Genomic DNA, 24,167 nt, shown 5'->3' with positions numbered 1-24,167 from the left:
GTTGATGTTTGAGAATTTCAACTATTTCCTCGGATGCTACGCCGACAAGTCCCGGACGACGAAAGGCGGGGTGCGTGCGAACCCGTCGCGCACACCCCGCCCCGCCGTCAGGACGACCCTCGATCAGGGCATCGGCGATGCCTCGCCGAAGGTGCGCGGGAAGTCGGGAACCTCGCCCGGCTCGACGAACGCCGCCCCGCCGAGGTCGATCGATGTCGCGGCCTGCAGCGCCGCCGCTCGCTGATTGAGCTTCCCCGGCTTCGCGATCGCGCCCCACGTCGGCCGGTCGATCCGCTCGAGCAGAGCGTCGACCGCAGCCGCATACTCACCCGCGGTGAAGGCGCAGTGCCCCGAGCGCTCGACGACGACCTGGCGCAGGCGGTCGGTGCTTCCCGCCGCCGCGACCACGTCGCGATACGCGTTCATCTCGCTGAGGGCCGCCCGGGGGTCCGATCCCGTGTACATGTCGAGCACCGGGATCGGCAGCTCGCCGCTGTAGACGCCGTTCTCGTGGGTCCAGGCGACTGCCGCAGCATCCTCCTCGACCCGCGGAGCGGTCTCGAGAGCCTCGAGGTCACTCGCGAGGTCGAGACCCGCGGCGTCGTACAGCGCGAGCACGATATCGGTCTGACCCGACTGCTCGAGCTGCGCGCGGTAGTCGACGCCGACGTTCCACGAGATGTTCCCACCCGCGGTCGCCTCGAGCACCGACCGTCGCAGCAGCATGATCGAGATGCTGTCGGCGATCGTGTCGAGCTGCGTGGCGTAGTCGTCGGCCGCGGGCCGCTCCGCACCGGCGGGCCAACCCGAGACGTGACCGATCGCGCCGGCGAGGGCGACGCGCGCGCGACCCTCGGGCGTGCTCATCGCCTCGTCGACGAGGGCCGCGAGCGCGGCATCCGCCGCCGTCTGGTCGGTGATGTCGACCAACTCGATCGGCTCGTCGCCGACCAGCACATCGAGCACCCACGTGGCATCGAGGCGGTGGTTCCACATGCCCACGAGGCCCGCTCCGCCGCCGCACATCGGGATGGCGCCGTCGAACTCCGCCCCATATGTGTCGACGGTCTCGCGCGTGACGAGTCCCCCGAGCGAACCTCCCGCGACGATCGTCGTCGTGGGCGCACGACCGACCGTCGCGACGAACGTGCCCTTCAGCTCCACGAGGTCGGATGCACCGGCGCCCACCGCCCAGTCCGTGATGTCGCGCGAGCGCGTCGCCGCGGCGTAGCCCTGCTCCATCAGCCAGCGCACGCGCGGATCGTTCGCCTGGCGCAGATCGGCGTCCATCACGAGGATGCCGCTCCAATCGCTCGGCAGGTGGATGTTGTAGGCGGTGCCGTTCGCGAGCTGCCCGACCCACGTCTCGACCGTCGGCTCGAGCGAGGCCGTGTACGGGCGGTTGAACGTGTCAGGAGAGAACGGGATGAAGCGCGCGTCGCCGAGCCCGAGCGCGCGGGCCGCGTCGTTCATGCGCTGGTGGTTCTCGCGCCCCTGCCACTTGCCGGTGTCGAGGCGATGCAGCAACAGCTCGGCGGCGGCGACGCGCTCGGCCGCCGTGAACGCGCAGTGCCCGGCCGAGTCGACGTACGTCTGCCGCAGCAGGTCGGCGTTGCCCGCCTTCTTGACGACGCGCTCGTACTCCTCCTGCTGCGCGACCGTCGAGATCTGGTCGCCGATGTTGACCAGCGTGACGACGGGCACCTCGAGATTCCCGTCGAACTCGATGCCCTTCTCGAAGCGCTCGACCGCCGCGGGATCGGCCTCGATCCTCGGCGCGGCGTCGACCTGGGCGAGGTCGTCGGCGAGCGACAGTCCTGCGTCTTTGTACAGCTTCTCGACGACGCGGCGCGCGTCGGGAGCGAGCTTTCGGAACTGGTCGGCGTACACGATTCCGGTGTTCCACGACGGGTTGCCGCCGACGAGCGCCTCGATGCTGCGGCGACTGCTCATCGCCTGCCCGATGTACGGCAGTCCGTCACCCGAGAGGGCGCCGTACCAACCCGCCTGGTACGCCTCGACGTCACGCGGCTCGGGCCGAGGCGCCGACGACGAGTACGCGGGGAGTTGACCGATCGCCGCCGCGAGCGCGATGCGTGCACGCCCTTCGGGGGTGGCCTGCGCCTCGGCGAGCCGCGCGCGCCAGGCGTCGACCGATCCGTTCACGTCGGCGGGGATGTCGACAACGGGGAGAGAGCCCTCGGGGTCGAGCAGGTTCGAGAGCACGAAGACGGTGTCGAGCTTCTGGTTCCACTGCGAGACCGAGCCCGACAGACCACCGCACATCGAGACGACGCCGTCGATCAGCGACGGGTAGCGCTGCGCGACACCGGCCGCGACGAATCCGCCCATGGACGCACCCATCGTGATCGCACGCTCGGGCGTGCCGACCTCTCCGGCGAAGCGCCGCAGCGCCTCGATCTGATTGTCGATCGCCGATGCGATGTCCCAGCCGGTGACCGAGCGGGTGGTCCCGCCGTACGCGGCGCCGTCGTCCAGGAGGTGCTGCACGTGGGGTGCGATCGGACCCGAGGGGCCGAAGTCCAGGTCGACGAAGACCGTCCCGTTCCAGTCATCCGGGACGATGAACCGGAACGGCGTCGAGTCCTGGAGCGAGCCCGTGATCACGCGTTCATCCTCTGCCGCCGCAGGCGCCGATCCCGCGAGCACCACCGCCACCGCGACCGCTGCGACGGTCGCCGTCGCGACGCCGGAGCGCCTCCTTCTGAATGGATTCGTCATACCCAAGACCTCCGCGTCTCGCTCTCCGAAACCCTGACCGTCGACGTCGACGATCAGTAATATCAATGTGATTGATATTATTGGGGGGCGAATGTAACGGAGGCAGCGGAGGCGGTCAATCCCCCGTCGGGTCGCGACGAAGCGTCAGAAGACGTATTCCATGAGCTCGGTGCCGAGGATCCGGAACGCCTCGTGCACGCGCAGCCGGTGCATGATCGACAGGTCGTCGAAGCACACGATCAGGGCGTACGAGACCCCGGCGCGCGGCCCGGCGAGTACGCCGGCCTCGACGCGGATGCCGTTGTCGCGACCGGTCTTGTTGATGAAGAGCAGGCCGTGCTCGTCATTCTCGTGCGAGAACGGATCGAGGCCCGTTGCGGACGCCACGAGCGACAGGTCGTGGTTGAGGCTCAGCCACTCCGCGACCTGCGCACTCACGCCGGGCGAGACGGCCTGCGAGTTGACGAGCGCCGCGAACACCTCGGACAGCTCGCGCGACGAGCCCAGCGCGAAGTGCGGCGCGTCGTCGGGGCCGCGCTCGTCGCGGAACCGATCGAGCAGCGCGGAGCGCGAGAGCCCCAGCAGCTCGATGCGCCGCCGCACGGCGGGAAGGCCGACGCGCGCGAGCAGCGCGTTCGCCGCGAGCGCGTCGCCCGTCGACGCGGTGAGCACCGCGAGGTCGGACAGCGGCAGCGCGGGCGCCATCAGGTGCTGCCACACTCCCCCCACGGCGACGCGCTCGACCGTCGAACGGTCGATGATCTCGAGCGGATCGAGCGTGCCCGCCTCGAAGGCGGCCGCCACCTCGATCAGCAGCGGGACGACGCCGAGCCCGGCGACGGGGAGGGTGACGAAGTCGTCGCCCGACAGTACGGCGGTGCCGCGGTCGAGATCGGTGATGCGCACCGAGATGCGCGCACCGTGTGCGGCGAGGTCATCGAGCGCCTTCAACGTCGACGCGAACGCGGGTTTGCGGGCCGCCGCGCGGCGCGGGAGCCGGCGGCTGTTGCTGCTGCTTCGTTGCGAGCTGCGCAGCGATCCGGTGTCTCTGGGCGGGTCGTCCGTGTCGAAGGGCTCAGGGGGCATGCCCATGAGCGGGGTTCCTTCCGGGGTTCTTCGGATGTCGGCTCGGCGCGCGGGGGCACGCCGAGGTACAGCGGGGCGATGTTCGGTTGCGGGGGTGTTCGGTTACGGGGCGATATTCAGTTTGAGGTCGGGCCGGATCCGGGGGGCGGATCGAGTCTCGGGTCGGGTTCGGGCGGGGGTCCAGGTCTACGCCGCGGCGTGCCGGCCCTCGGGTCGGCACGCCGTCCGTCACCAGATCGTGACGCGCTCGCTCTCGTCGAGCCACAGGGCGTCTCCGGGCTTGACGTCGAACGCCTCGTAGAAGGCATCGACGTTGCGCACGATCTGGTTGCAGCGGAACTCGTTCGGCGAGTGGGGGTCGATCGTCAGCAGCCGGATCGTCTCGGCGTCGCGGCCCTTCTGCTGCCAGATCTGGCCCCAGCTCAGAAGCAGCCGCTGGATCCCGGTGTACCCGTCGATGACGGGGCCGCCGGGGTCTTCGCCGTTCTTCGCCAGGTGCAGGCGGTACGCCTTGATCGCGATGCTCAGGCCGCCGAGGTCGCCGATGTTCTCGCCGATCGTGAGCGCGCCGTTGACCTTGTACTCGTCGGACAGACCCGCTGGCGTGAGCCCGTCGTACTGCGCGATGAGCGACTTCGTGCGCTCCTCGAAAGCGGCGCGGTCGGCATCCGTCCACCAGTCGCGCAATGAGCCGTCGCCGTCGTACCGGCTCCCCTGGTCGTCGAAGCCGTGACCGATCTCGTGGCCGATGACCGCGCCGATGCCGCCGTAGTTCGCCGCCGCGTCGCGCTCCGCGTCGAAGAACGGGTATTGCAGGATCGCCGCGGGGAAGACGATCTCATTCATGAGCGGGTTGTAGTAGGCGTTGACCGTCTGCGGCGTCATGAACCACTCATCGCGGTCGATCGGCTTGCCGACCTTGTCGAGCTGGCGGTCGTGCTCGAAGATGTGCGCGCGGCGCACGTTGCCGATGAGGTCGGTCGCGTCGATCTCGAGCGTCGAGTAGTCGCGCCACTTGACCGGGTAGCCGATCTTCGGCGTGAACGCGTCGAGCTTCGCCAGAGCGCGTTCGCGCGTCTCGGGGCTCATCCACTCGAGCGTCGAGATGCTCTCGCGGTAAGCCTCGACGAGGTTGCCGACGAGCTCATCCATCGCCGCCTTCGCGGCGGGCGGGAAGTGCCGCTCGACGTACACCTTGCCGACGGCCTCGCCCATCGCCGCCTCGACGAGGCTCACGCCGCGCTTCCAACGCTCGCGGTTGACGGGCACCCCGGTGAGCTGCGTGCCGTAGAACGAGAAGTTCTCGTCGACGAACTCGTCCGAGAGGAACGCGGCCGCCGCATGCACGATGCTGAACCGCAGCCACGCCTTCCAGTCCTCCAGGCGCTCCTCGACGAGGACCGTCCCGAGCCCTTCGAGGAAGCTCGGCTGATACACGACGACCTCGGCGAACGCGTCGCGATGCCCGGGCGCCATGCCCTCGAGCCACGGCTCCAGGTCGACGGCGGCGAGCGCCTTGACCTCGTCCCACGTCTTGAGGTTGTAGGTCGCGACGGCGTCTCGGCTGCGCACGTTGTCCCAATGGTGGGTCGCGAGCTCGGTCTCGAGCGCCGTGATGCGGTCGGCGGCGGCCGAGGCATCCGTGATCCCCGCCAGCTCGAGCAGGCGCTCGACGTGCGCGCGGAACGCGATGCGCGTCTCGCCGAAGTTCTCGAGGCGGTAATAGCTCTCGTCGGGCAGCGACAGGCCGCCCTGGATGAGGAACGGCAGGTACCGCTGCGGGTTGCCCGGGTCGGGCTCGACGTACAGGTGCGCGAATCCGCTCACGCCGTCCCGCTCGAGCTCACCGAGCGTGCGCAGGAACGACGGGATGTCGGTGATCTCGTCGACGCGGGCGAGCTGGTCGGCGATCGGCGTCGCGCCGAGCTCGGCGATGCGCTCGGTGTCCATGAAGCTCGTGTACAGGTCGCCGATCTTGCGCGTCTCGGTGCCGGGCTCGGCCGAGCTCGCCTCCTCGATGATCGCGTGCACGTCCTTCTCGGCCTGCTCGGCGATGAGATGGAACGATCCCCAGCGAGCCTTGTCGTCGGGGATCTCGGTGCGCTCGATCCAGGCGCCGTTGACGTGGCGGAAGAGGTCGTCCTGCGGACGGATGTCGGCGCTCAGCTCTTCGAGAGCGAGACCTGATCGGGCAGCGTCGGTCATCCGTCCAGGATATGCCCCGTCGGTGTGGACGGATGCCGCGCGCTCACGGTCCGCTGCGCACGCAGCCGTCGGCGACGGGGTCGCCCGCGAAGCGCGACTGCGTCCAGACGAGCAGCTCGGGGATCAGTGGCGAGTCCCGCTGCACGAGAGGCACGTGATCGCGGCCCTCGTAGACCCGGTAGTCGACCCGGACCCCCGACTCGCACAGGCCCTCGACGTAGGCGTCCTGCGTCTCGGGGAGGATGAGCCCGTCCGCGGCGCCCTGCCCGATCAGCAGCGGTGCGGTGATCTCGGCCGGCGGGGTGTTGTCGACGAGGCGCGTCCCGAGCGGTCCGCCCGTGGGATCCGCGGCGAGGATGTCGGGGTCGTTCGAGAGCCCCATCAGATCCAGCACCGAGACAGCGGTCGCGGGATCGGCGAAGCAGCGCGTGGCCATCTCGCGCACGGTCGCCTCGGCGCCCGGGCGGACGTACTCGCGGTAGGTGATGTCGTCGAAGACGTGCGCGTACGCGTCGATCACGAACGACATGATGAGGCTTCCGCCGGTCAGGTGCGGGAGGTCGTTCGCGAGACCCCTGAGGTCGGCGGCCGGCGCGAGCGCAGCCACCCCGTCGAGGGGCACGTCCGGCGCGTACTCGTCGCCGAGCACCCCCGTCCAGAGGGCCGCGCCGCCGCCCTGCGAGTGGCCCCACACGACCGTCTGGTCGCCGAGGCGCGCTTCGTCGAGCTGCCGCGCGGCGCGCACGGCGTCGAGCACGGCGTGGCCGGTCGGCTCGCCGACGAGATACGGATGCGGCCCCTCGGTGCCCAGCCCGATGTAGTCCGTCGCCACGAGCGCCCACCCGTTCGCGATCACGTCGGGCAGCACGAACAGCGCGCCCGACTCGAACGGCTGCGGCGACAGGGACGGCGCGCAGTGCTGCGCGACGCCGGTCGTCCCGTGCGCCCAGTCGATCACCGGCCAGTCGCCCTCGCCCTCGCGAGGAACGACGACGATGCCGCTCGAGATCGCGGAGCGACCGTCCTGGTTCGTCGTCGTGTAGAGCATCCGCCACGCGAGCGCGTCCTGCGGCACGCCGCGCGTGAAGGGCTCGGCGCGGATGAGCTGTCCCGGCTCGTCGGGCACCGTGCGCGGCGCCGCATAGAAGTCGTCGACGACGGGACTCCCCGCGCGAATCGACAGACTGACGGATGCGGCCGCCCCCGCCAGCACGAGGGCGAGTACCGCAGCGACCGTGCGGACCCACCGTCGCAGCACGCTCGGGCGGGCATCCGGCTCGCCCGCCCCCGTCTGGTGGCGAGGACGATGCCGAACGGTGAGCCATACCTCGGCCACGCCCGACATGATGAGGCGCGCGCCGAACACGATCGCGACGACCAGAAGCGTGATGTCGGGCCACGCGAGCGCGAGCACGCCGAAGCCGAGCCCCGCGAGGCCGAAGGCCCCGGACGCCACGCGGGCATCGGGCGTCACGCCCCTGCGGAACGCGGCGAGCAGCGACGCGACGCCGTTCACGATCAGCGCGATCCCGACGACGAGCGCGAGCACCCGCACCGTCAGCCCGGGCCACGCGAGCACGAAGACGCCCGCGATGATCCACATCGCCGCGAGCAGACCACGCCAGCGCGACGGCGACCCCGTCGGCTCCGCCTCGCCGCCTCCCGTCAACGTGAGCACGCCCGCGAGGACGAGGCCCGCACCGATGAGCAGCGCGAGCACGCCGAGCGATGTCGTGGGGCGCAGCACGATGACGGCGCCGAGCGCGACGGCCACGATCCCGACGGCCACCCGCACCCATGCGGGCAATCGCTCGAACCATCGGCGCAGGCGTGCGGTCAGATCCATCTCTTCCCCCGGGCGAGACTCAGGCGAGCACGGACTCTTCGAACCTATCGACCGGCGCCCCGGGATGCCTCGAAGGCTCGCGCGGCGGCGAGCCGCGGCGTCCCCGGCCCGCTCTAGGCTCGACGCGTGACGACCCGACCCGCGACGCTGAACCGCGCGATCCTGCACCTCGCGGTGCCCGCGCTCGGGTCGCTCGTGGCCGAGCCGCTCTTCCTCATCGTCGACTCGGCGCTCGTCGGCCACCTCGGCGTCGTGCCGCTCGCGGCGCTCGGCATCGCATCCGCGGTGCTGCAGACGATCGTCGGGCTCATGGTGTTCCTCGCGTACTCGACCACGCCGGCCGTCGCGCGCCGGTTCGGCGCCGGCGATCCGTCGCGCGCCGTGTCGGTCGGCATCGACGGGCTGTGGCTCGCGCTCGGTCTCGGCGCACTCCTCGCGATCGCCGGCTACCTCGCGACCCCGCTGCTCATCGGGCTGTTCCAGGCGGGCCCCGAGGTCGCCGCCGACGCCGTCACATACCTCGGAATCTCGATGTGGGGCCTGCCGGCCATGCTCATCGTGTTCGCCGCGACGGGGCTCCTGCGCGGCATGCAGGACACCGTGACACCCCTGTGGATCGCGGGCATCGGCTTCGCGGCGAACGCGCTCCTCAATTGGCTCTTCATCTACGGGCTCGGATGGGGCATCGCGGGTTCGGCGTTCGGCACCGTCCTCGCGCAGTGGGGCATGGTGGCCGCGTACGCGGTCGTGATCGGGCGACTCGCACGGGAGCACGAGGCATCCGTCCTGCCCCAGCGTGACGGCGTCCGCGGATCGGCGCGATCCGGCGGCTGGCTCTTCCTGCGCACGTTCTCGCTGCGGCTCGCCCTGCTCGCGACGGTCGCCGTCGCCACGATGCTCGGCACCGAGGAGCTCGCGGGCTGGCAGGTCGCGTTCACGATCTTCTCGACGGCGGCGTTCGCGCTCGACGCCCTCGCCATCGCCGCGCAGGCGCTCATCGGCAAGGGGCTGGGTGCGCAGGACGAGCCGTTCGTGCGCCGAGTGCTCGGCCGCACGGTCGCGTGGGGCGCGTGGTTCGGCGTGCTCGTCGGCGCGCTCATCGGCGGCTTCTCGGGGCTCATCGGCCTCGTGTTCACGGGCGACCCGGCCGTGGCCGCCCTCGTACAGCCCGCGCTCATCGTGCTCGCCGTCGCGCAGCCGGTGTGCGGCATCGTGTTCGTGCTCGACGGCGTGCTCATCGGCGCCGGCGACGCCCGCTACCTCGCGATCGCGGGGGCGCTGAACCTCGTGCCGTTCCTCCCGGCGCTCGTGGGGCTCGCGCTCCTGCACCCGACGGGTGCGGCGGGACTCGCGTGGCTCGCGGTCGCCTTCTTCGGCGTGTACATGCTCGCGCGCCTCGCGACGCTCGGCTGGCGCGTGCTGCGGCCGGAGTGGATGACCGCCGCCGGCTGATCACGCGGGCGGCGTCGCGGTTCAGTGCGCCCAGCGGCGGCACCACTCGTACATGACGACCGCCGCGGCCGCGCTCGCGTTGATCGACCGCGTCGAGCCGTATTGCGTGATCTCGACGACGGACGCCGCAGCCTCGAGCGCCTCCGGCGACAGCCCCGGCCCCTCCTGCCCGAAGAGGAACGCGCACCGCTCCGGGAGCTCGGCGCGGTCGACGGGCACCGATCCCTCCACATTGTCGACGGCGATGATGGGGATGGATGCGGCATCCGCCCACTTCTTGAACGACGCGACGTCCTCGTGGTGCCGCACGTGCTGGTATCGGTCGGTGACCATCGCACCGCGGCGATTCCAGCGGCGGCGCCCGATGATGTGCACCTCGGCCGCGAGGAACGCGTTCGCGCTGCGGACGATCGAGCCGATGTTCATGTCGTGCTGCCAGTTCTCGATCGCGACGTGGAACGCGTGGCGCCGCTCGTCGAGGTCGGCGACGATCGCGTCGACCGTCCAGTAGCGGTAGCGGTCGATGACGTTGCGGCGGTCGCCGTGCGCCAGCAGGTCGCGATCGTAACGGGGGTCGTCGGGCCACGCCGCCGGACCGCCCGGCCATGGTCCGACGCCGACCGGGAGGACGGGTTCGGGTTCGGGTTCGGGTTCCGATTCGGATTCGGCCGCGGTGGCGTGTTCGGGCGAGGCGGTCACCGGGCCAGATTACGCGCGGATGTGAAAGCGCCGGGGCTAATCGGCACTTCTCCGCCCGGGCGCCCGCGGGTTGTGCGATCCAGCCCGACGGTTTGACGGCCCAACCTCTTTTCGGCATGCCGAAAAGTCGGATATGGTTTCGGCATGCCGAAAACCGCCGCCTCCGACTCCCCGCGGCCGACACGCGCGCGACGAGGCGCGGTCGACGTCGGCGTGAGGCGGAGCCCGACGATCCCCCGCCTCGCTTGGCTCATCGGGCCGGCTCTGGTTGCAGGAGTGGCTTACCTCGATCCGGGCAACGTCGCGAGCAACATGACCGCGGGCGCCCGGTACGGCTACCTGCTCGTGTGGGTCGTCGTGCTCGGCAACGTCATGGCGTGGCTCATCCAGTACCTTTCGGCGAAGCTCGGGATCGTGACGGGGCGCAGCCTCCCCGAGACGCTCGGACGGCGTCTGCGCAACAAGTGGGGGCGGCGCGCATACTGGCTGCAGGCGGAGCTCGTCGCGATGGCCACCGACATCGCCGAGGTGATCGGCGGCGCGGTCGCGCTCTACCTCCTTTTCGGCGTGCCCCTGCTGTGGGGCGGCCTCATCACCGGCGCGGTCTCGATCGGGCTGCTGCTCGTGCAGTCGCACAAGGGTGCGAAGCCGTTCGAGTTCGTGGTGATCGGGCTCGTGCTCGTCATCGCGTTCGGCTTCACGTACGGCGTGTTCGTCGCCCCGCCCGATCCGGTCGGCATCGTCGGAGGCCTCGTGCCGAGGTTCGAGGGCACCGGCTCGGTGCTGCTCGCCGCGTCGATCCTGGGTGCGACGATCATGCCGCACGCGATCTATGCGCACAGCGCGCTCGCGCGCGACCGGTTCGCGCCGGCCGACCCCGACCCACTCGCTTCGCCGACGTCCGCCCGCCGAGCGGCGACCGATGCGCCGGCGCGAGGCGTGCCGCTGGAGGACCTGCGCGGCATCTCCACCACGCGGCTCCTCCGCGCGACGAAGTGGGATGTCACGATCGCGATGGCTATCGCGGGCTCGGTGAACCTGTGCATCCTGCTGCTCGCCGCCGCCAACCTCGACGGCGTGCCCGGCACCGACACCCTCGAAGGCGCCTATGCGGCCCTGGCCGGCGGCATCGGCCCCGCGGTCGCGACGTTGTTCGCAGTGGGCCTGCTCGCAAGCGGCCTCGCGAGCGCGTCGGTCGGCGCGTACGCGGGAGCGGAGATCATGCACGGCCTGCTTCACATCCGGGTGCCTCTCCTCGCGAGGCGCCTCGTGACGCTGATCCCGGCGCTGGCCATCCTCGCATTCGGCGTCGATCCGACCCTCGCACTCGTGCTGAGCCAGGTCGTGCTTTCGTTCGGGATCCCGTTCGCGCTCATCCCGCTCGTCGCCCTGACGGCGAAGCTCGACGTGCTGGGCCGCTTCCGCAACCGCGTCGTCACGACGGTCGCGGGTATCGCGGCATCCGTGTTCCTCATTGTGCTCAACGGATTGCTGCTGTGGCTCGTGCTCACCGGGTCATGATTCCGGCCGTGCCGCGACGGGTAGCCTGAGTCCGTGCCGTCCCCCGCCATCGACGACTACCTCAAGACGATCTACCACCACACCGAGTGGCAGGACGATCGCATCACGCCGTCGCAGCTCGCGGCGGTGCTGGGGCTCGCTCCGTCGAGCGTGACCGAGATGGTGCAGAAGCTCGCGGCCCAGGGGCTCGTGACGCATCGCCCGTACGGCCCGGTGTCGCTTTCACCGGCGGGCGAGCGGCGCGCGGCGAGTGTGATCCGACGGCATCGCCTCATCGAGACGTGGCTCGTGCGCGAGTTCGGCTACACATGGGACGAGGTGCACGACGAGGCCGAGATCCTCGAGCACTCGATCAGCGACCGGCTGCTGGAGCGCATCGACGAACGGCTGGGGCATCCGCGGTTCGACCCGCACGGCGACGCGATTCCGGATGCCTCGGGCGTCGTCCACCGCGAGCCCTTCGTGCTCCTCTCGCAGGCGCCGGCCGGCCACGAGGGCCGGGTGCTGCGGGTGAGCGACCGCGACCCGGCGCTGCTTCGTGCCCTCGAGGACGCGGGCGTCGTCGTTGGGGCGATCATCACGGTGACGGATGCGACGGCCATCCGCATCGACGACACCGACGTCTCCCTCCCCGCCGACGCCGCCGACGCGGTGTGGCTCACGGCCTGACCGGCACCACACGCGGGGCGGCTCCGGAGTGTCAGCGCTTCCGCACGCGCGCGGCGCGGTCGAACGGCCAGCGCACGCCGGTGGCGTCCTCGCACGCGCTCCACAGACGCTCGGCGATCTCGCGGTTGCGCGTGAGGCGCGACGCCTTCGCGCGACGCGGCTCGCCGTGCGTGATGTACCGCGGACCCCAGAACTCACCGCCCTGGATCGACGCATCGACGAGGGCGCGCACGAGCGACCACGCGCCGTGCTCCTTCGACTGGGCGATCGCGGCCTGGAGGTTGTCGACGAAGCGCTTCACCCGGCTCGGCTCGTTGACCCCGATGATCCCCGGCGTGCGACCGCTCGTCGAGTAGCCCGGATGCGCGACGACGCTCGCGACGGGAACGCCCGCGTCGCGCAGACGCCGGTCCGCCTCGAGGCCGAGCGCCGTGGTCGCCGTCTTCGACTGCACGTACGCGCGCCACGCGGAGTAGTCGTCGACGAGCTCGGGATCGACGGGGTCGTACGGCGTGAGCGACGTCGACATGCTTCCGACCCACACCATGCGCCCCGACGACGCGGCGAGCGTCGTGAGCAGCTCGCCCGCGAGCGCGAAATGCCCGAGCGCGTTCGTCGCGAAGACGAGCTCGTGCCCGTCGAGCGTCGTCTGCCGCTCCTTCGGCGTGTGGACGATCCCGGCATTGAGCAGCAGGCCGTCGAGGTGCTTGCGCGAGCGCACCGTCGCGGCGGCGGCGCGCACCGAACCGAGGTTGCTCGTGTCGAGGATCATCGTGTCGACCGCGGCGCGGGCCGCGGCATCCGGAACCCTTCGATACACGGCCGCGCGCGCCGCCGCGAGCCGGTTCGGATTGCGTCCGGTCATGATCACGCGGGCACCCGCGCGGGCGAGCTGCTCGGATGCGAAGTAGCCCAATCCGGCGTTCGAGCCGGTCACGAGATACGTGTGGTCGGCGAGGTCGGGAAGCTCCCTGGGGTTCCACTCGTCGCGACTCACGAGTGAAGACTACGGCCCATTGCGAGGGCGGAGATACGGATGCCCCACCATTCGGCATCGCTAGGCTATGCGCATGCGGACCCGGGCCGATATCGAGTGCTGGCTGACCGACATGGACGGCGTTCTCGTGCACGAGAATCGTCCGATCCTCGGGGCGGCGGAGCTGCTCGCGCAGTGGCGCGACACGGGCACGCCGTTCCTCGTCCTGACGAACAATCCGATCTTCACGCCGCGCGACCTGAGCGCACGGCTCGCGCGTTCGGGGCTCGACGTTCCGGAGGACCGCATCTGGACGTCCGCCCTCGCGACGGCCGAGTTCCTCCGGTCGCAGATGCCCGGCGGCACCGCGTACGTGATCGGCGAGGCGGGCTTGACGACGGCGCTGCACGAGGCCGGCTACATCATGACCGAGACGCAGCCCGACTACGTCGTCGTCGGCGAGACGCGGCAGTACTCGTTCGAGGCGATCACGAAGGCGATCCGCTTCATCAATGCGGGTGCGCGGTTCATCATCACGAATCCGGATGCGACGGGCCCCACGCCGTACGGAGTCGTGCCCGCGACCGGGTCGTTCGCGGCGCTCATCACGAAGGCGACCGGCAAGGAGCCGTACGTCGTCGGCAAGCCGAACCCGATGATGTTCCGTTCGGCGCTGAACCGCATCGGCGCGCACTCCGAGACGACGGGCATGATCGGCGACCGCATGGACACCGACGTCGTCGCGGGCATCGAGGCGGGGCTCCACACCGTGCTCGTGCTCACGGGCATCAGCGATCGCGCCGAGATCGAGAAGTACCCGTTCCGTCCCGACGAGGTGGTCGACTCGGTCGCCGATCTCGTCGTGGGCGAGCCGATCGAGAGCGATCTTCCCGAGGGCATCTGACCGGCCCCGGTGTCGGCGGCCCGCGCTATCGTCGGGGCATGGGAGCACTTGACGACGGCGAACGCGTCGAGGCTCCGGATGCGGCGACCTGGCGCGCGTGGCTCGAAGAGAACCACACCACGTCTAAGGGCGCATGGCTCGTGCGCGCGCGGCCCGGCTCCGGCCTGACGTTCGTCGAGTACGAAGACGCGATCCTGCAGGCACTGTGCTTCGGCTGGATCGACGGCCCCGTGCGCACGTTCGACGAGCAGCGCGGCGGTCTGTGGTTCGCGCCGCGGCGCCCCCTGAGCGGCTGGGCGGCGTCGAACAAGGGGCGCGTCGCGAAGCTGGAAGCAGCCGGGCTGCTGGCGCCGGCCGGCATCCGTGCGATCGAGATCGCGAAGCGGAACGGCATGTGGACGGTCTACGACAATGCCGAGGCCCTGCGGGAGCCCGACGACTTCGCGGCGGCACTCGACGCGGATCCCGCCGCGCGCGCCGAGTGGGACTCCTTCCCTCCGTCGGCACGCAAGCAGGGCATCGCCGCCGTCGACATGGCCCGCAGGCCCGAGACGCGCGCGGCGCGCATCGCGAAGATCGTGGCGGATGCCGCGGAGGGCAGGCGCCCGTGATCAGTCAGTTCGACCAGGCTCTCCTCTACGGCGTGACGGTGGTGATCCTCGCGGGCACGCTCGTGGTGTGGATCGTCTCGTACGTGCGCCGGTACGGGAAGAAGCGGGATCGCGACGACGACAGCCTCGGCGACTGACGCTTCGTCCCGCCGTCGGCCCGCTCGGCGACCGGGTGCGCGAGGACCATCTCCCCGATCGTCGAGCGAGACGGAACACGGTCAGCCGCCGGGCGTGGTGACGGGTGGGAGCTCGCGCAACGCCGCGCGTCGCCGCGCCTGCTCGTCGGGGTCGCTGACCGGTGACGACATGAACAGACGGCGCACGTAGTCGTCGCGCGGATTCTCCGTCACCTCGCGAACGCTGCCGGATTCGACGGTCCGTCCGCGCAGCAGCACCATGACGTCGTGGCTGATGTGGCGGATCACGCTGAGGTCGTGCGACACGAACAGGAACGCGACGCCGGTGCGCTGCTGCAGCTCGATGAGCAGGTCGAGCACGCGCGCCTGCGTCTTGAGGTCGAGCCCCGACACCGGTTCGTCGCACACGATGAGCCGCGGGTCCGTCGCGAGGCTCCGCGCGATCGCGACCCGCTGCCGCTGGCCGCCCGAGAACTCGCTCGGAACGCGACGCGCGGCATCCGAGGGCAGGTGGACCGCGTCGAGCAGACTCCGCACATGAGCGCGCGCATCGCGCAGCGAGCGCCCCTGTGCGATGAGCGGTTCGGCGAGGATGTCCTGGATCTGCATCGCCGGGTTGAGCGACGAGTACGGGTCCTGGAAGATCACCTGGATCTCGCGCGCGAGCGGGCGGCGCTGTCGGCGCGACAGGCCGGAGATCTCGCGTCCGGCGAACCGGATCGACCCGCTCTGCGGCTGCACGAGGCCGAGGATGGCGCGTCCGATCGTCGACTTGCCCGAGCCGGACTCGCCCACGAGGCCGAGTGTGCGCCCCTCGGAGACGTCGAAGCTCACGTCGTGGACGACGGGAGTGAGGGTGCGACGCGGCCCCGACGGGTAGCCGACTGAGAGGTCCGTCACGCGCAGCAGGGGCTCGTCGGCGACGGCGGTCGTCGACGCGGTGGGAGCTGTCAAGGTCGTCACGTCAGAACCTCCTTCCCGCGCGCGTCGAGGTCGTCGCGCACGACAGACTCGCTCAGCATCGCGTCCAGGAGCGAGCGCGTGTAATCGTGCCGCGGGTCGCCGAGAACCGATCGCACGTCACCTGTCTCGACGATCTCGCCCTGGCACATCACCGCGACGCGGTCGCAGATGTCGGCGACGACTCCGAAGTTGTGCGTCACCATGAGCATCGCCATGCCCGTCTCGCGCTGCAGTCCGCGCAGCACGTCGAGCACTTCGGCCTGGACGGTGACGTCGAGCGCCGTCGTGGGCTCATCCGCGATGAGGAGGCGCGGACTGCACGACACCGCTCCCGCAATGAGCACGCGCTGCGCCATTCCGCCCGACAGCTGGAACGAGTACGACGAGAAGACGCGCTCAGGGTCGACGATGCCGACCTGTCGGAGCAGCTCGAGCGCGCGCTCGCGCGCCTCGGCTCGCGACAGCCCGAGCTTCTTCCGCATCGGGACGACGAGCTGGCTGCCGATCGTGAACGTCGGGTCGAGGTTCGTGATGGGCTCCTGTGGGACGTAGGCGATCTCCGAGCCGCGGAGCCGCTCGTACGTCCTCTCGCCGGCATCCGTCAGCTCGATCCCGTCGAACCGGATCGAGCCGGCCGTGACGCGGCCGCCCTCGGGCAGCAGACCGAGCGTCGCGAGCGCTGTCTGGGACTTGCCCGAGCCCGACTCGCCCACCAGCCCCATCACCTCGCCGGCACGGATGTCGAGCGAGATGCCGTGCACGACCTCGATGTCGCCCGTCCGGTAGCCGTAGGCGATCCGCAGGTCCGAGATGCCGAGCAGCGGTGCAGGCTCCCCGGCGTGCCGCGGTGCGCCGGCCGGCGACCGCTCCACCACCTGTGCGGGCGCGCGGCCGTCCGCGGCCTTCGCGGGGCGTCGTCGCGGTCGCCGCGTGCGCGCGACGACCGTCCGCTCCTCCAGCGCGTCGCGCAGCGCGTTCGCGAAGAGCACGAAAGCCATGCTGACGATTCCGATCGCGAGGCTCGGCCACACGATCAGCAGCGGGGTGTCGTAGATGCGGCGGAAGCCCTCGTTGAGCATCCCGCCCCAGGACGGCACGCTCACGTCGCCGATGCCGAGGAACTCGAGGCCGGCCTGGATCGCGATGGCGATGACCGCGAGCCGCGCGCCCTGGATGAGCAGCGGCGCGCGCACGACCGCGACGACGTGGCGCGACAGGATGCGGGCATCCGACAGTCCGGCGACGACGGCTGCGTCGACGTAGAGCTCGCCGCGGACCGCGAGCACCGAAGCGCGCACGATGCGGAAGTACGCGGGCGCGAGCATCACGCCGAAGATGGCCATCGCGGTCCAGATCGAGGGGCCGATGACGGCGCTCACCGCGAGGAGGACGATGATGCCCGGCAGCGCCATCACGAGGTCGTTGATCCACCCCGCGGCGGAGTCGACCCAGCCGCGGTAGTAGCCCGCGGCGATGCCGAGCGGCACGCCGAGCACCAGTGCCACGAACACCGCGAGCGCCGCACCGAGCAGGTTGACGCGCGCGCCCCAGATCAGGCGACTGAGGATGTCGCGCCCGGTGGTGTCCGTCCCGAGCCAGTGCTCGGGCCCGGGGCCCTGCATCGCGCTCGAGAGGTCGCCGGCGTTCGGCGACGGCAGCGGCAGCAGCGGGGCGATCACGGCGATGAGCACGATCAGTCCGATCGCGACGGCGGATCCCGCTCCGAACGGGTTGGCGAACAGCCGCCGAACGACGCCGGTGCGCGGGATCGCGACGTTCTCCTGCACGGTCATGCGCGCAGCCTCACCTTCGGATTGACCCAGGCGATCAGGAGGTCGACGAGGAGGTTCACGACCACCACGACGACGACGTAGACCATGAGCACGCCCAGGATCATGGGGATGTCGGACCGGAGGGCCGCCTGCACGGCCAGCGAGCCGAGGCCGGGAAGGGCGAACACGACCTCGATGACGACGGATGCCCCGAGCAGGCCGACGACCTGCACCGCGAGCGCCGCCATGCCCGGCGTCGCGGAGTTGCGGAGCACCGTCGTCACGAGCAGGTAGCCGTTGGAGAGACCGCGGCTGCGCCGCGTGCGGAAGTAGTCGCTGCGCAGGACGGTGATGGCCGACGACCGAACGAGCTGCGACACGCCCACGACGCCCGACACCGTCATGGCGGCCACCGGCAGCACGAGCGACGCCGCCCACCCGATCGGCGACTCCCACAGCGGCACGTAGCCGGTCGCGGGGAACCACTTGAGCTGCACGGCGAACACCGTCGCGAGCAGCATCGCGATGACGAAGGCGGGGAGCGCGTCGGCGACGACGACCAGCACCTGCAGCATCCGGTCGACCCACCCCCGATTCACCGCGGCGACGATACCGAGCGCGAACGCGATCAGGCCGGTCAGCGCGGTCACGAGGATCACGAGCGACAGCGTCACCGGCAGCCGCGACGCGATGGCGTCCGCCACCGACTGGGTCGTGTAGTACGACGAGCCGAGGTCGCCCTGCAGAGCGCTCGTGAGCCAGTCGAAGTACCGCACGAAGAACGGCCGGTCGAGGCCGAGCTCGTGGGCCTTCTGCGCGACCTGCTGCTCGCTCGCGAGCTCTCCGAGGACGTTGCGCGCGATGTTGTCGATGCCCGGGAGCACGAGCAGCTGCGCGAGGAACGAGATCACGAGGACCAGGACGATCCCCGAGATCGCGCGCCTGAGGAGTACGACGCTCACTTCGCCGGCTGGAAGGCCCAGATGGGCGGCTGGATGTAGCCCGGCAGGACCGTGAGGTCCACGTCGGACACCGTCAGGTAGAACAGCGCGGGGCGGTACAGCGGCGCGTACCAGAAGTTCTCGACGAGGTACTCGTTGACGGCCTGAGCAGCCTCCGCAGACTCCTCGTCGGACGCTGTCTGCAGGGCCGCGATGAGCTCGTCGAGCTCGGGTGTCTGCGAGTGGAACGGGTTGTACTGCGAGTTCGGCGCGACCGACAGCTGGATGACCGACCACGTGTCGAGCAGCTCCAGGTTCGAGAAGTACACGAGCCCGTAGTCGCCCGCCATGATCGACTGCGACGCCTCGCCGGGCGCCCACTGCACGTCCTGCGTCGTGACTCCGATCTCGCTCCAGTACTGCGAGATCGCGGTGTAGATCTCGGGCAGGATCGAGCCGGTCCGCGGCCACGGGATCGTGAAGCCGTCGGGGTATCCGGCCTCGGCCAGCAGCTGCTTCGCACGCTCGGGGTCGTACTCGTACGCGTGGTCGTACGCCTCGACGTAGGCGTCCATCGTCGGCGAGAAGATCTGGTTCGTCGCCTCACCGTAGCCGCCGCGGATGGCCTCGATCATCGCGTCCGCGTCGATGGCGATCGCGAGGGCCTCGCGCACGCGGGGGTCGGCGAGCTCGGGCTGCAGCACGCCGTCGCGATCGAAGAAGAAGAGACCCTCCCACGTGACCGACGTCTCCTGCATCTCGGAGCCGGCGACGGCGCGAGTCGTGTCGATCGCGGCCGACGCGGTCGTCGTATGCGCGTAGTCGATCTGGCCGGCCTTGAACGCGTTGAGCCTCGCGACCTCATCGGGGAACAGCGTGTAGGTGACGGTCGAGTAGGGGTACTCCTGGTCCCAGTAATCGTCGTTGCGCTGGAAGGTGTACTGCGAGCCGACGACGGTGCGCTCGGTGTCGAGCTCGTAGGGCCCGGTGCCGTCGGGCTCCTTGGCGATCTCGTCGGTGCCGAGCGTGTTCGGGTTGCCCATGAGACCGGCGGCCTGAGTGAGCGAGAAGAGCAGGCCGGGGTCGGGCTGCGACAGGTGCAGCACGACGGTCGCGTCGTCGACGATCTCGACTTCCGCCACGTTCTGCAGCAGCGGCCCCGCGGGGGTGGCGTAGCCCTGGAAGTGCTCGACGTTCGCCTTCACGGCCGCCGCGTCGAAGGGGGTGCCGTCGTCGAACGTGACACCCTCCTGGAGCGTCAGCGTCAGCTGCGTCTTGTCGTCGCTGTACTCGTAGCCGGTGGCGAGCTTGGGGGCCACCTCGCCGTTCTCGTCGAGCACGAACAGCGAGTCGTACACCGCGAGCGCGTACGGCAGGTAGGGGCTCTCACCGAAGGACGCGGGATCCCAGCTCGAGGGTTCGATGAACGAGTAGAGGGCGAGCGTTCCGGCATCGCCATCGGCGGTGGGTCCGGATTCACCGGATGCCGGCGCGCACGCCGACAGCATTCCGAGGCTCAGAGCGGTCGCGGCCGCCGCTCCCACGAGGCGCCATGTTCGGGACATGTGACTTCCTTGTCGTCTACGAGAGCGGGGGCTCTCGCTTGTACCGGGATTGTGAGAGAGGCGAGTTTCAGGGTCACTGCCTCAGAGGTCACGCTAATAGCGAAGTTCACATTTCGCAATACTTGTCCACAATCCGATCATTCGGATCCTTCGCGACGCATCGATGCGAGCGGAACGCCGTCTACCTCGGGGCCGTCCGGCGGGGCCTGGAACCCGTGCGCGGTCATGCGGGTCTGCGGCGCGACTTCGCACGGGACGCAGTCCGGCCAGAAGAGCTCCGGCTCGCGACCGCTGACCGGATTGCGATAGTGGAACCACATCGGAAGGATCTCCGGCCACTCCTTGAGCGGTCCCGGGCCGCCGCGGAACCCCGTCTCGCGCGGCTCGATGTCGGACAGGAGGATCTCGGGCGGGTACTCGTCGAGCACGATGCTCCGGCGCGGCTGCTCACCCGCCGGCCGCGGTTCGACGCCCGCCCATCCCCCGCGCCAGTTCTGCATGGCGTAGTAGTGCTCGTCGACGGCGAGGCTCCACAGCCGCCACGTGCCGTCCTCGAACACGGCCTGATCATTCGGGTACATCCCCGAGTGGAGCCCGCCCATGTAGAAGTCCTTGGGCGTCGCATCCGGTTCGATCGCGGTGCGCGGCTGGAACAGGCGCGTTCGCAGGTTCGCAGACCGCGCGTCGTGCGACACATGGATCACCGGCTGCGTGCGCCAGTGGAAGCTCACCATCGCGCGCGCCGACTTCGTGGGCCCGTAGCACGCGACCGCCGTGCCGAGGATCGCATCGTGGCCGATCGCGTAGCCCGCGAACGCGGACTGCTTGTGCCCGCGGCGCGCGAAGATCGCGGCCATGTCGGCCCACCGGAAATCGTCGAGGAAGTAGCCGTACGCTCCCGACACGTTCTCGACGCCGTCGTAGGCGAGCGACCGCCTGAGCCGCCGATCGAGATCGGAATCGACGGATGCGCCGCCCGACGCGCGCGGCGAAGCCGAGCGCCAGTGCGCATCGAGCACTCCCGCGACCGTGGGCGCCCTTGGCGCGAGTCCGCCCGCACCCCACCCTTCGGCGTACGCGGCTCGGCACAGGGTGTCGCACTCGATCGCCGCGATGCGCCACAGCCCGTCGTCGCCCTTGGCCGCGCGCACCGACAGCACCGCGAACTCCCAGAACGCCTCGCGGGACCGCACGTCGCCGAGGATGCCGAGCTGGATGCCGCGCGCGACCGCGGTGCGCGCATCCGGCTCGATCCGCACGACGACATCGAAAAGGGGATGCTCGTTCGTCTCGCCGTACCGCAGCCCCTCGGGGCCCATGCACTCGAACACGGCGCGCGCGGCGCTCCGTCCTCGCGGAGCCGAGTCGGACGCGTACGCGTCGAAGCGCACGATCGCGTCGTCGACGAGGAGGTCCACGACATCCGTCCACATCCTCCGGTCGACGTAGTAGCCGTACGCGTGCACGAGGTTGCGGACGGCATCCTCGTCGTTGAGGCGCGCGATGCGGGCGGCGATCTCGGCGCGATCGGCCGCCTCCGGCGCATCGCCCACGGGCGCCATGAGCGGCGTGCCGGCATCCGATGGCCCGAAGTGCGTCGGCACGACGGGGAGCGGAGCGCCGTCGACGTTCGTCCAGCCCTCCTCGTACGGCCCGTCGAACTGCGGATGGAAGCGCAGCGCCGAGATGAGCCACCGCCCGCCCGACAGGCGGTACTCGTTCTCATACACGCCGCCTTCGACACGCGCGGCGCCCCGGCCGTCGCCGGTGAACGCCATGGCCGACCAGCGACCGTACGCGATCGTCCCCTTCGGCGAAAGGTGCATCACGGGTTCGTCGATGATCTCGGTGTACAGCCCGCCCGCGCGACGTGCGTTCGCGGAGCGCTCGTCGAGCCAGTCGCGGATCGCGTCGGGCCCCCGCACGGACTTCTCGCCCCAGACGACCTCGGCGTCGGGGGCGAACAGCTCCGCGGCCTCCGTCGCGCGGCCGAGCTGCAGGAGGTGCGCGTACGCGCGCTGCACATCCTTCGCGGTGCGAAGCGATTCGAGGCGCGTCACCGCGCGGGCGATCTCGGCCGGCGTCGGCGCGTCGATCGAGCCCACGTCGTGCCTCACTTGATCGCGAGGGCGTTCGCCGGCGAGCCGGCGCCGCCCGGGAGGTGCAGCGGCTTGGCCGTCAGCAGGAACTCGTAGACGCCGTCCCGCGCGCAGTCAGCGGCGAGGTCTTCGAGCGCCCACATCTCGCCGAGCGCGAAGCCAAGCATCGTGAGCAGAGGGCGATGGATGCCGCCGTTGTGGTCGATGCCGCGCTCCGGCGCGGGGAGGCCGGGCACGACGAGGTCGTTCCCTGCGGTGTACGGGAAGCACTCGACGCCGAGGTTGTCGACCGCGACGAGCGAGAAGTGGTGGTCCCACAGCCACGCGACGACCGCCTTCGTCGTGGCGAGCCCCGGCACCCGGATCTGCTTCGCGAACGCGGCGCGCGCGGCCGCGTCCATCTCGACCCGGCAGTATTCGGCCCACCCGGTGCGGACGAGGAGGATGTCGCCGTCCTCGAACCGGACGCCCTGACGTTCCGCGGTCGCCTCGAGGTCTTCGACGCCGATCTCGTAAGACGTGCTCTGATCGATCGGGCGCCCTTCGGCGGCGAGATGACGCTCGACGTCGAGGAGCACACCGCGCCCGACGATGCCCGCCTCGGCGTAGGTCTGGATGCCGAGCGTCGTCGTCTGCTCCGAGATGTCCTCGCGCACGCGGCCGCCGTAGAAGCCGTGCTCGGGGTGTCCGATGTGCCGCAGCGCGTCGATCTGCGTCGTCGCCTGCAGGTAGAAGGAGTCGAGCCAGTCGTCGAAATGCCACGGATTGTTACTGAACATCGTGTGCTTCGCCTCGGGCCGGGTTCCCGTCGGGAACGGGTCGAACGCACCGATGGGGTAGTCGAGGTTGAAGGTGCGTCCCGTCCTCACGAGGCTCGCCGCGCGGCGCCGCACGTCGTCCGTGAGGAAGTTGATCGTGCCGAGCTCGTCATCCGGACCGAACAGCGACCACGACGACTCGGGCGGGTCGGCGGTCTCGAGTTCGCGGAACGACGGCCAGCGGGATCCGCCGATCCGATCCTCGAGTGAGGCTGTCTTCGACTGCATCGTCAGACTCCGTTCTCGCGGCTGCGCACACCGCTGCGGGGGGCCGTCGCTTGCGCATTGGTCACAATACAGTCAGATTGTTCGGTATGCGGATAACGTTACCGATCATGACCGCCAGCGGCACCGCGAAGGAGGCACGATGACCGAGGCGAACCACGGCCTACTGGAAGGCAAGGCGGTACTCGTGGTGGGCGCGAGCACCGGGATCGGGGCCGACGCCGCCCGCCTCTTCGCGCGGGAGGGCGCATCCGTCATGCTCGCCGCGCGCAGCGAGTCGCTTCTCGCCGACATCGTCGACGAGCTCGCACGGGAGGGACACGAAGCGGATGCGGTGACGTGCGACGTCACCTCGGCGAGCCAGGTCGACGCGATGGTCGAATCGACGATCGCGCGGTTCGGGCGCATCGACGCGGCGCTGAACAACGCCGCCATGACGCAGGCCGGCACACTCGAGGACCTCACCGAGGACGAGTTCGACCGCATCATGGCCGTCAACGTGAAGGGCGTCTGGCTGTGCCTGCGGAGCGAGCTCGCGCGTATGAGGGTGGCGGGGCGCGGCGCGATCGTGAACGTCACGAGCGTCGGAGCGATGAAGGCGAGCAGCGGACTGGGCGCCTATCAGGCGACGAAGCACGCGGTGTTGGGCCTCACCCTCACGGCGGCCCACGATGCGGGCCCTGCGGGCGTGCGGGTCAACGCGATCGCACCGGGGCCGACCGAGACCCCGATGCTCGACGCGACGCGGCGTGCGATCCCCGGCGGGGTCGAGGCGCGCGTCGCCGCGACACCGCTGCGCAAGACAGCGCTCACCTCCGACGTGGCCGAGGCCGCCGCGTGGCTTCTGAGCGATCGGGCGGGCCACATCAGCGGGGTTCACCTGCCTGTCGACGGTGGCTATCGTGCATGATCGGCATATGAACTAGAAATCTGTAA

Annotated in this window: 19 protein-coding genes; 7 read left to right on the top strand and 12 right to left on the bottom strand. The window is 70.3% G+C overall.

Annotated features, from left to right (window positions below):
• Positions 1-123: 123 nt before the first annotated feature.
• The 4 genes from VNR19_RS14040 to VNR19_RS14025 all read right to left on the bottom strand — a co-directional run bounded on the left by VNR19_RS14040 (position 124) and on the right by VNR19_RS14025 (position 7,879).
• Entirely contained in the window at positions 124-2,742 is a 2,619-nt protein-coding gene (locus tag VNR19_RS14040; protein ID WP_325727776.1) for an alpha/beta fold hydrolase, read from the bottom strand.
• 144 nt (positions 2,743-2,886) lie between these two features.
• Positions 2,887-3,828, bottom strand: a complete 942-nt coding sequence (locus VNR19_RS14035; RefSeq protein WP_325727829.1) for a serine hydrolase — start codon at positions 3,826-3,828, stop codon at positions 2,887-2,889.
• Positions 3,829-4,056: 228 nt separating this feature from the next.
• The gene (locus VNR19_RS14030) at positions 4,057-6,033 is read right to left on the bottom strand and encodes a M13 family metallopeptidase (RefSeq protein WP_325727775.1); all 1,977 of its coding nucleotides are present in this window, start codon (positions 6,031-6,033) and stop codon (positions 4,057-4,059) included.
• Between the two features lie 43 nt (positions 6,034-6,076).
• Complete coding sequence (locus VNR19_RS14025) at positions 6,077-7,879, bottom strand: lipase family protein (protein WP_325727774.1); 1,803 nt, start codon at positions 7,877-7,879, stop codon at positions 6,077-6,079.
• Positions 7,880-8,005: 126 nt separating this feature from the next.
• On the opposite strand from VNR19_RS14025, the gene VNR19_RS14020 reads away from it, so the two are divergent.
• Positions 8,006-9,331, top strand: coding sequence for an MATE family efflux transporter (locus tag VNR19_RS14020; protein ID WP_325727772.1), 1,326 nt, complete (start codon positions 8,006-8,008; stop codon positions 9,329-9,331).
• Between the two features lie 21 nt (positions 9,332-9,352).
• Here VNR19_RS14020 and VNR19_RS14015 read toward each other — a convergent pair whose 3' ends face one another.
• Positions 9,353-10,030 (bottom strand): TrmH family RNA methyltransferase, encoded by a 678-nt coding sequence (locus VNR19_RS14015; RefSeq protein WP_325727770.1) that lies wholly within the window; start codon positions 10,028-10,030, stop codon positions 9,353-9,355.
• 144 nt (positions 10,031-10,174) lie between these two features.
• On the opposite strand from VNR19_RS14015, the gene VNR19_RS14010 reads away from it, so the two are divergent.
• Positions 10,175-11,551, top strand: coding sequence for an Nramp family divalent metal transporter (locus VNR19_RS14010; protein WP_325727768.1), 1,377 nt, complete (start codon positions 10,175-10,177; stop codon positions 11,549-11,551).
• A gap of 33 nt (positions 11,552-11,584) precedes the next feature.
• Positions 11,585-12,220 (top strand): metal-dependent transcriptional regulator, encoded by a 636-nt coding sequence (locus tag VNR19_RS14005; protein ID WP_325727766.1) that lies wholly within the window; start codon positions 11,585-11,587, stop codon positions 12,218-12,220.
• A gap of 31 nt (positions 12,221-12,251) precedes the next feature.
• On the opposite strand, the gene VNR19_RS14000 is transcribed toward VNR19_RS14005, so the two are convergent.
• Entirely contained in the window at positions 12,252-13,217 is a 966-nt protein-coding gene (locus tag VNR19_RS14000; RefSeq protein ID WP_325727764.1) for an SDR family NAD(P)-dependent oxidoreductase, read from the bottom strand.
• Between the two features lie 73 nt (positions 13,218-13,290).
• Between VNR19_RS14000 and VNR19_RS13995 the strand changes: the two genes are divergently transcribed.
• The 3 genes from VNR19_RS13995 to VNR19_RS13985 are packed head-to-tail and all read left to right on the top strand — an operon-like array spanning position 13,291 to position 14,848.
• Entirely contained in the window at positions 13,291-14,100 is an 810-nt protein-coding gene (locus tag VNR19_RS13995; RefSeq protein WP_325727762.1) for an HAD-IIA family hydrolase, read from the top strand.
• Between the two features lie 38 nt (positions 14,101-14,138).
• Entirely contained in the window at positions 14,139-14,711 is a 573-nt protein-coding gene (locus VNR19_RS13990) for a YdeI/OmpD-associated family protein (protein ID WP_325727760.1), read from the top strand.
• Entirely contained in the window at positions 14,708-14,848 is a 141-nt protein-coding gene (locus tag VNR19_RS13985; RefSeq protein ID WP_325727758.1) for a hypothetical protein, read from the top strand. Before VNR19_RS13990 ends, VNR19_RS13985 begins: the two co-directional genes overlap by 4 nt.
• An 81-nt stretch (positions 14,849-14,929) precedes the next feature.
• Here VNR19_RS13985 and VNR19_RS13980 read toward each other — a convergent pair whose 3' ends face one another.
• The 6 genes from VNR19_RS13980 to VNR19_RS13955 form a co-directional block, all read right to left on the bottom strand.
• Complete coding sequence (locus VNR19_RS13980; protein WP_325727756.1) at positions 14,930-15,811, bottom strand: ABC transporter ATP-binding protein; 882 nt, start codon at positions 15,809-15,811, stop codon at positions 14,930-14,932.
• A complete protein-coding gene (locus VNR19_RS13975) occupies positions 15,808-17,604 on the bottom strand; it encodes a dipeptide/oligopeptide/nickel ABC transporter permease/ATP-binding protein (protein ID WP_325727754.1) in 1,797 nt (598 codons plus the stop codon). The genes VNR19_RS13980 and VNR19_RS13975 overlap by 4 nt, the downstream gene beginning before the upstream one ends.
• Complete coding sequence (locus VNR19_RS13970; protein WP_325727752.1) at positions 17,601-18,545, bottom strand: ABC transporter permease; 945 nt, start codon at positions 18,543-18,545, stop codon at positions 17,601-17,603. Before VNR19_RS13970 ends, VNR19_RS13975 begins: the two co-directional genes overlap by 4 nt.
• Positions 18,542-20,089: an ABC transporter substrate-binding protein gene (locus tag VNR19_RS13965; protein ID WP_325727750.1), complete on the bottom strand. Its 1,548-nt coding sequence runs from the start codon at positions 20,087-20,089 to the stop codon at positions 18,542-18,544. The genes VNR19_RS13970 and VNR19_RS13965 overlap by 4 nt, the downstream gene beginning before the upstream one ends.
• Before the next feature lie 137 nt (positions 20,090-20,226).
• Positions 20,227-22,194, bottom strand: coding sequence for a nuclear transport factor 2 family protein (locus VNR19_RS13960; RefSeq protein ID WP_325727748.1), 1,968 nt, complete (start codon positions 22,192-22,194; stop codon positions 20,227-20,229).
• A gap of 8 nt (positions 22,195-22,202) precedes the next feature.
• On the bottom strand, positions 22,203-23,234 hold the full coding sequence (locus tag VNR19_RS13955; protein WP_325727746.1) for a cyclase family protein: 1,032 nt from the start codon (positions 23,232-23,234) through the stop codon (positions 22,203-22,205).
• Positions 23,235-23,373: 139 nt separating this feature from the next.
• Here VNR19_RS13955 and VNR19_RS13950 point away from each other — a divergent pair, with 139 nt between their 5' ends.
• Positions 23,374-24,141 (top strand): SDR family NAD(P)-dependent oxidoreductase, encoded by a 768-nt coding sequence (locus tag VNR19_RS13950; protein ID WP_325727744.1) that lies wholly within the window; start codon positions 23,374-23,376, stop codon positions 24,139-24,141.
• Positions 24,142-24,167 lie beyond the last annotated feature (26 nt).

It is taken from the genome of Microbacterium sp., assembly GCF_035556355.1.
Taxonomy (GTDB): domain Bacteria; phylum Actinomycetota; class Actinomycetes; order Actinomycetales; family Microbacteriaceae; genus Microbacterium.
The sequence above is the reverse complement of the archived record's forward strand: the minus strand, read 5'-3'. Positions and strand labels throughout refer to the sequence as shown.

Bases quoted from the DNA above. Each gene is read 5' to 3' on its own strand.
- VNR19_RS13990 (WP_325727760.1), top strand. From the start codon at position 14,139: ATGGGAGCACTTGACGACGGCGAACGCGTCGAGGCTCCGGATGCGGCG.
- VNR19_RS13965 (WP_325727750.1), bottom strand. From the start codon at position 20,089: ATGTCCCGAACATGGCGCCTCGTGGGAGCGGCGGCCGCGACCGCTCTG.
- VNR19_RS13995 (WP_325727762.1), top strand. From the start codon at position 13,291: ATGCGGACCCGGGCCGATATCGAGTGCTGGCTGACCGACATGGACGGC.
- VNR19_RS14035 (WP_325727829.1), bottom strand. From the start codon at position 3,828: ATGCCCCCTGAGCCCTTCGACACGGACGACCCGCCCAGAGACACCGGA.
- VNR19_RS13955 (WP_325727746.1), bottom strand. From the start codon at position 23,234: ATGCAGTCGAAGACAGCCTCACTCGAGGATCGGATCGGCGGATCCCGC.
- VNR19_RS14030 (WP_325727775.1), bottom strand. From the start codon at position 6,033: ATGACCGACGCTGCCCGATCAGGTCTCGCTCTCGAAGAGCTGAGCGCC.
- VNR19_RS13950 (WP_325727744.1), top strand. From the start codon at position 23,374: ATGACCGAGGCGAACCACGGCCTACTGGAAGGCAAGGCGGTACTCGTG.
- VNR19_RS14010 (WP_325727768.1), top strand. From the start codon at position 10,175: ATGCCGAAAACCGCCGCCTCCGACTCCCCGCGGCCGACACGCGCGCGA.
- VNR19_RS14040 (WP_325727776.1), bottom strand. From the start codon at position 2,742: ATGACGAATCCATTCAGAAGGAGGCGCTCCGGCGTCGCGACGGCGACC.
- VNR19_RS13975 (WP_325727754.1), bottom strand. From the start codon at position 17,604: ATGACCGTGCAGGAGAACGTCGCGATCCCGCGCACCGGCGTCGTTCGG.
- VNR19_RS14025 (WP_325727774.1), bottom strand. From the start codon at position 7,879: ATGGATCTGACCGCACGCCTGCGCCGATGGTTCGAGCGATTGCCCGCA.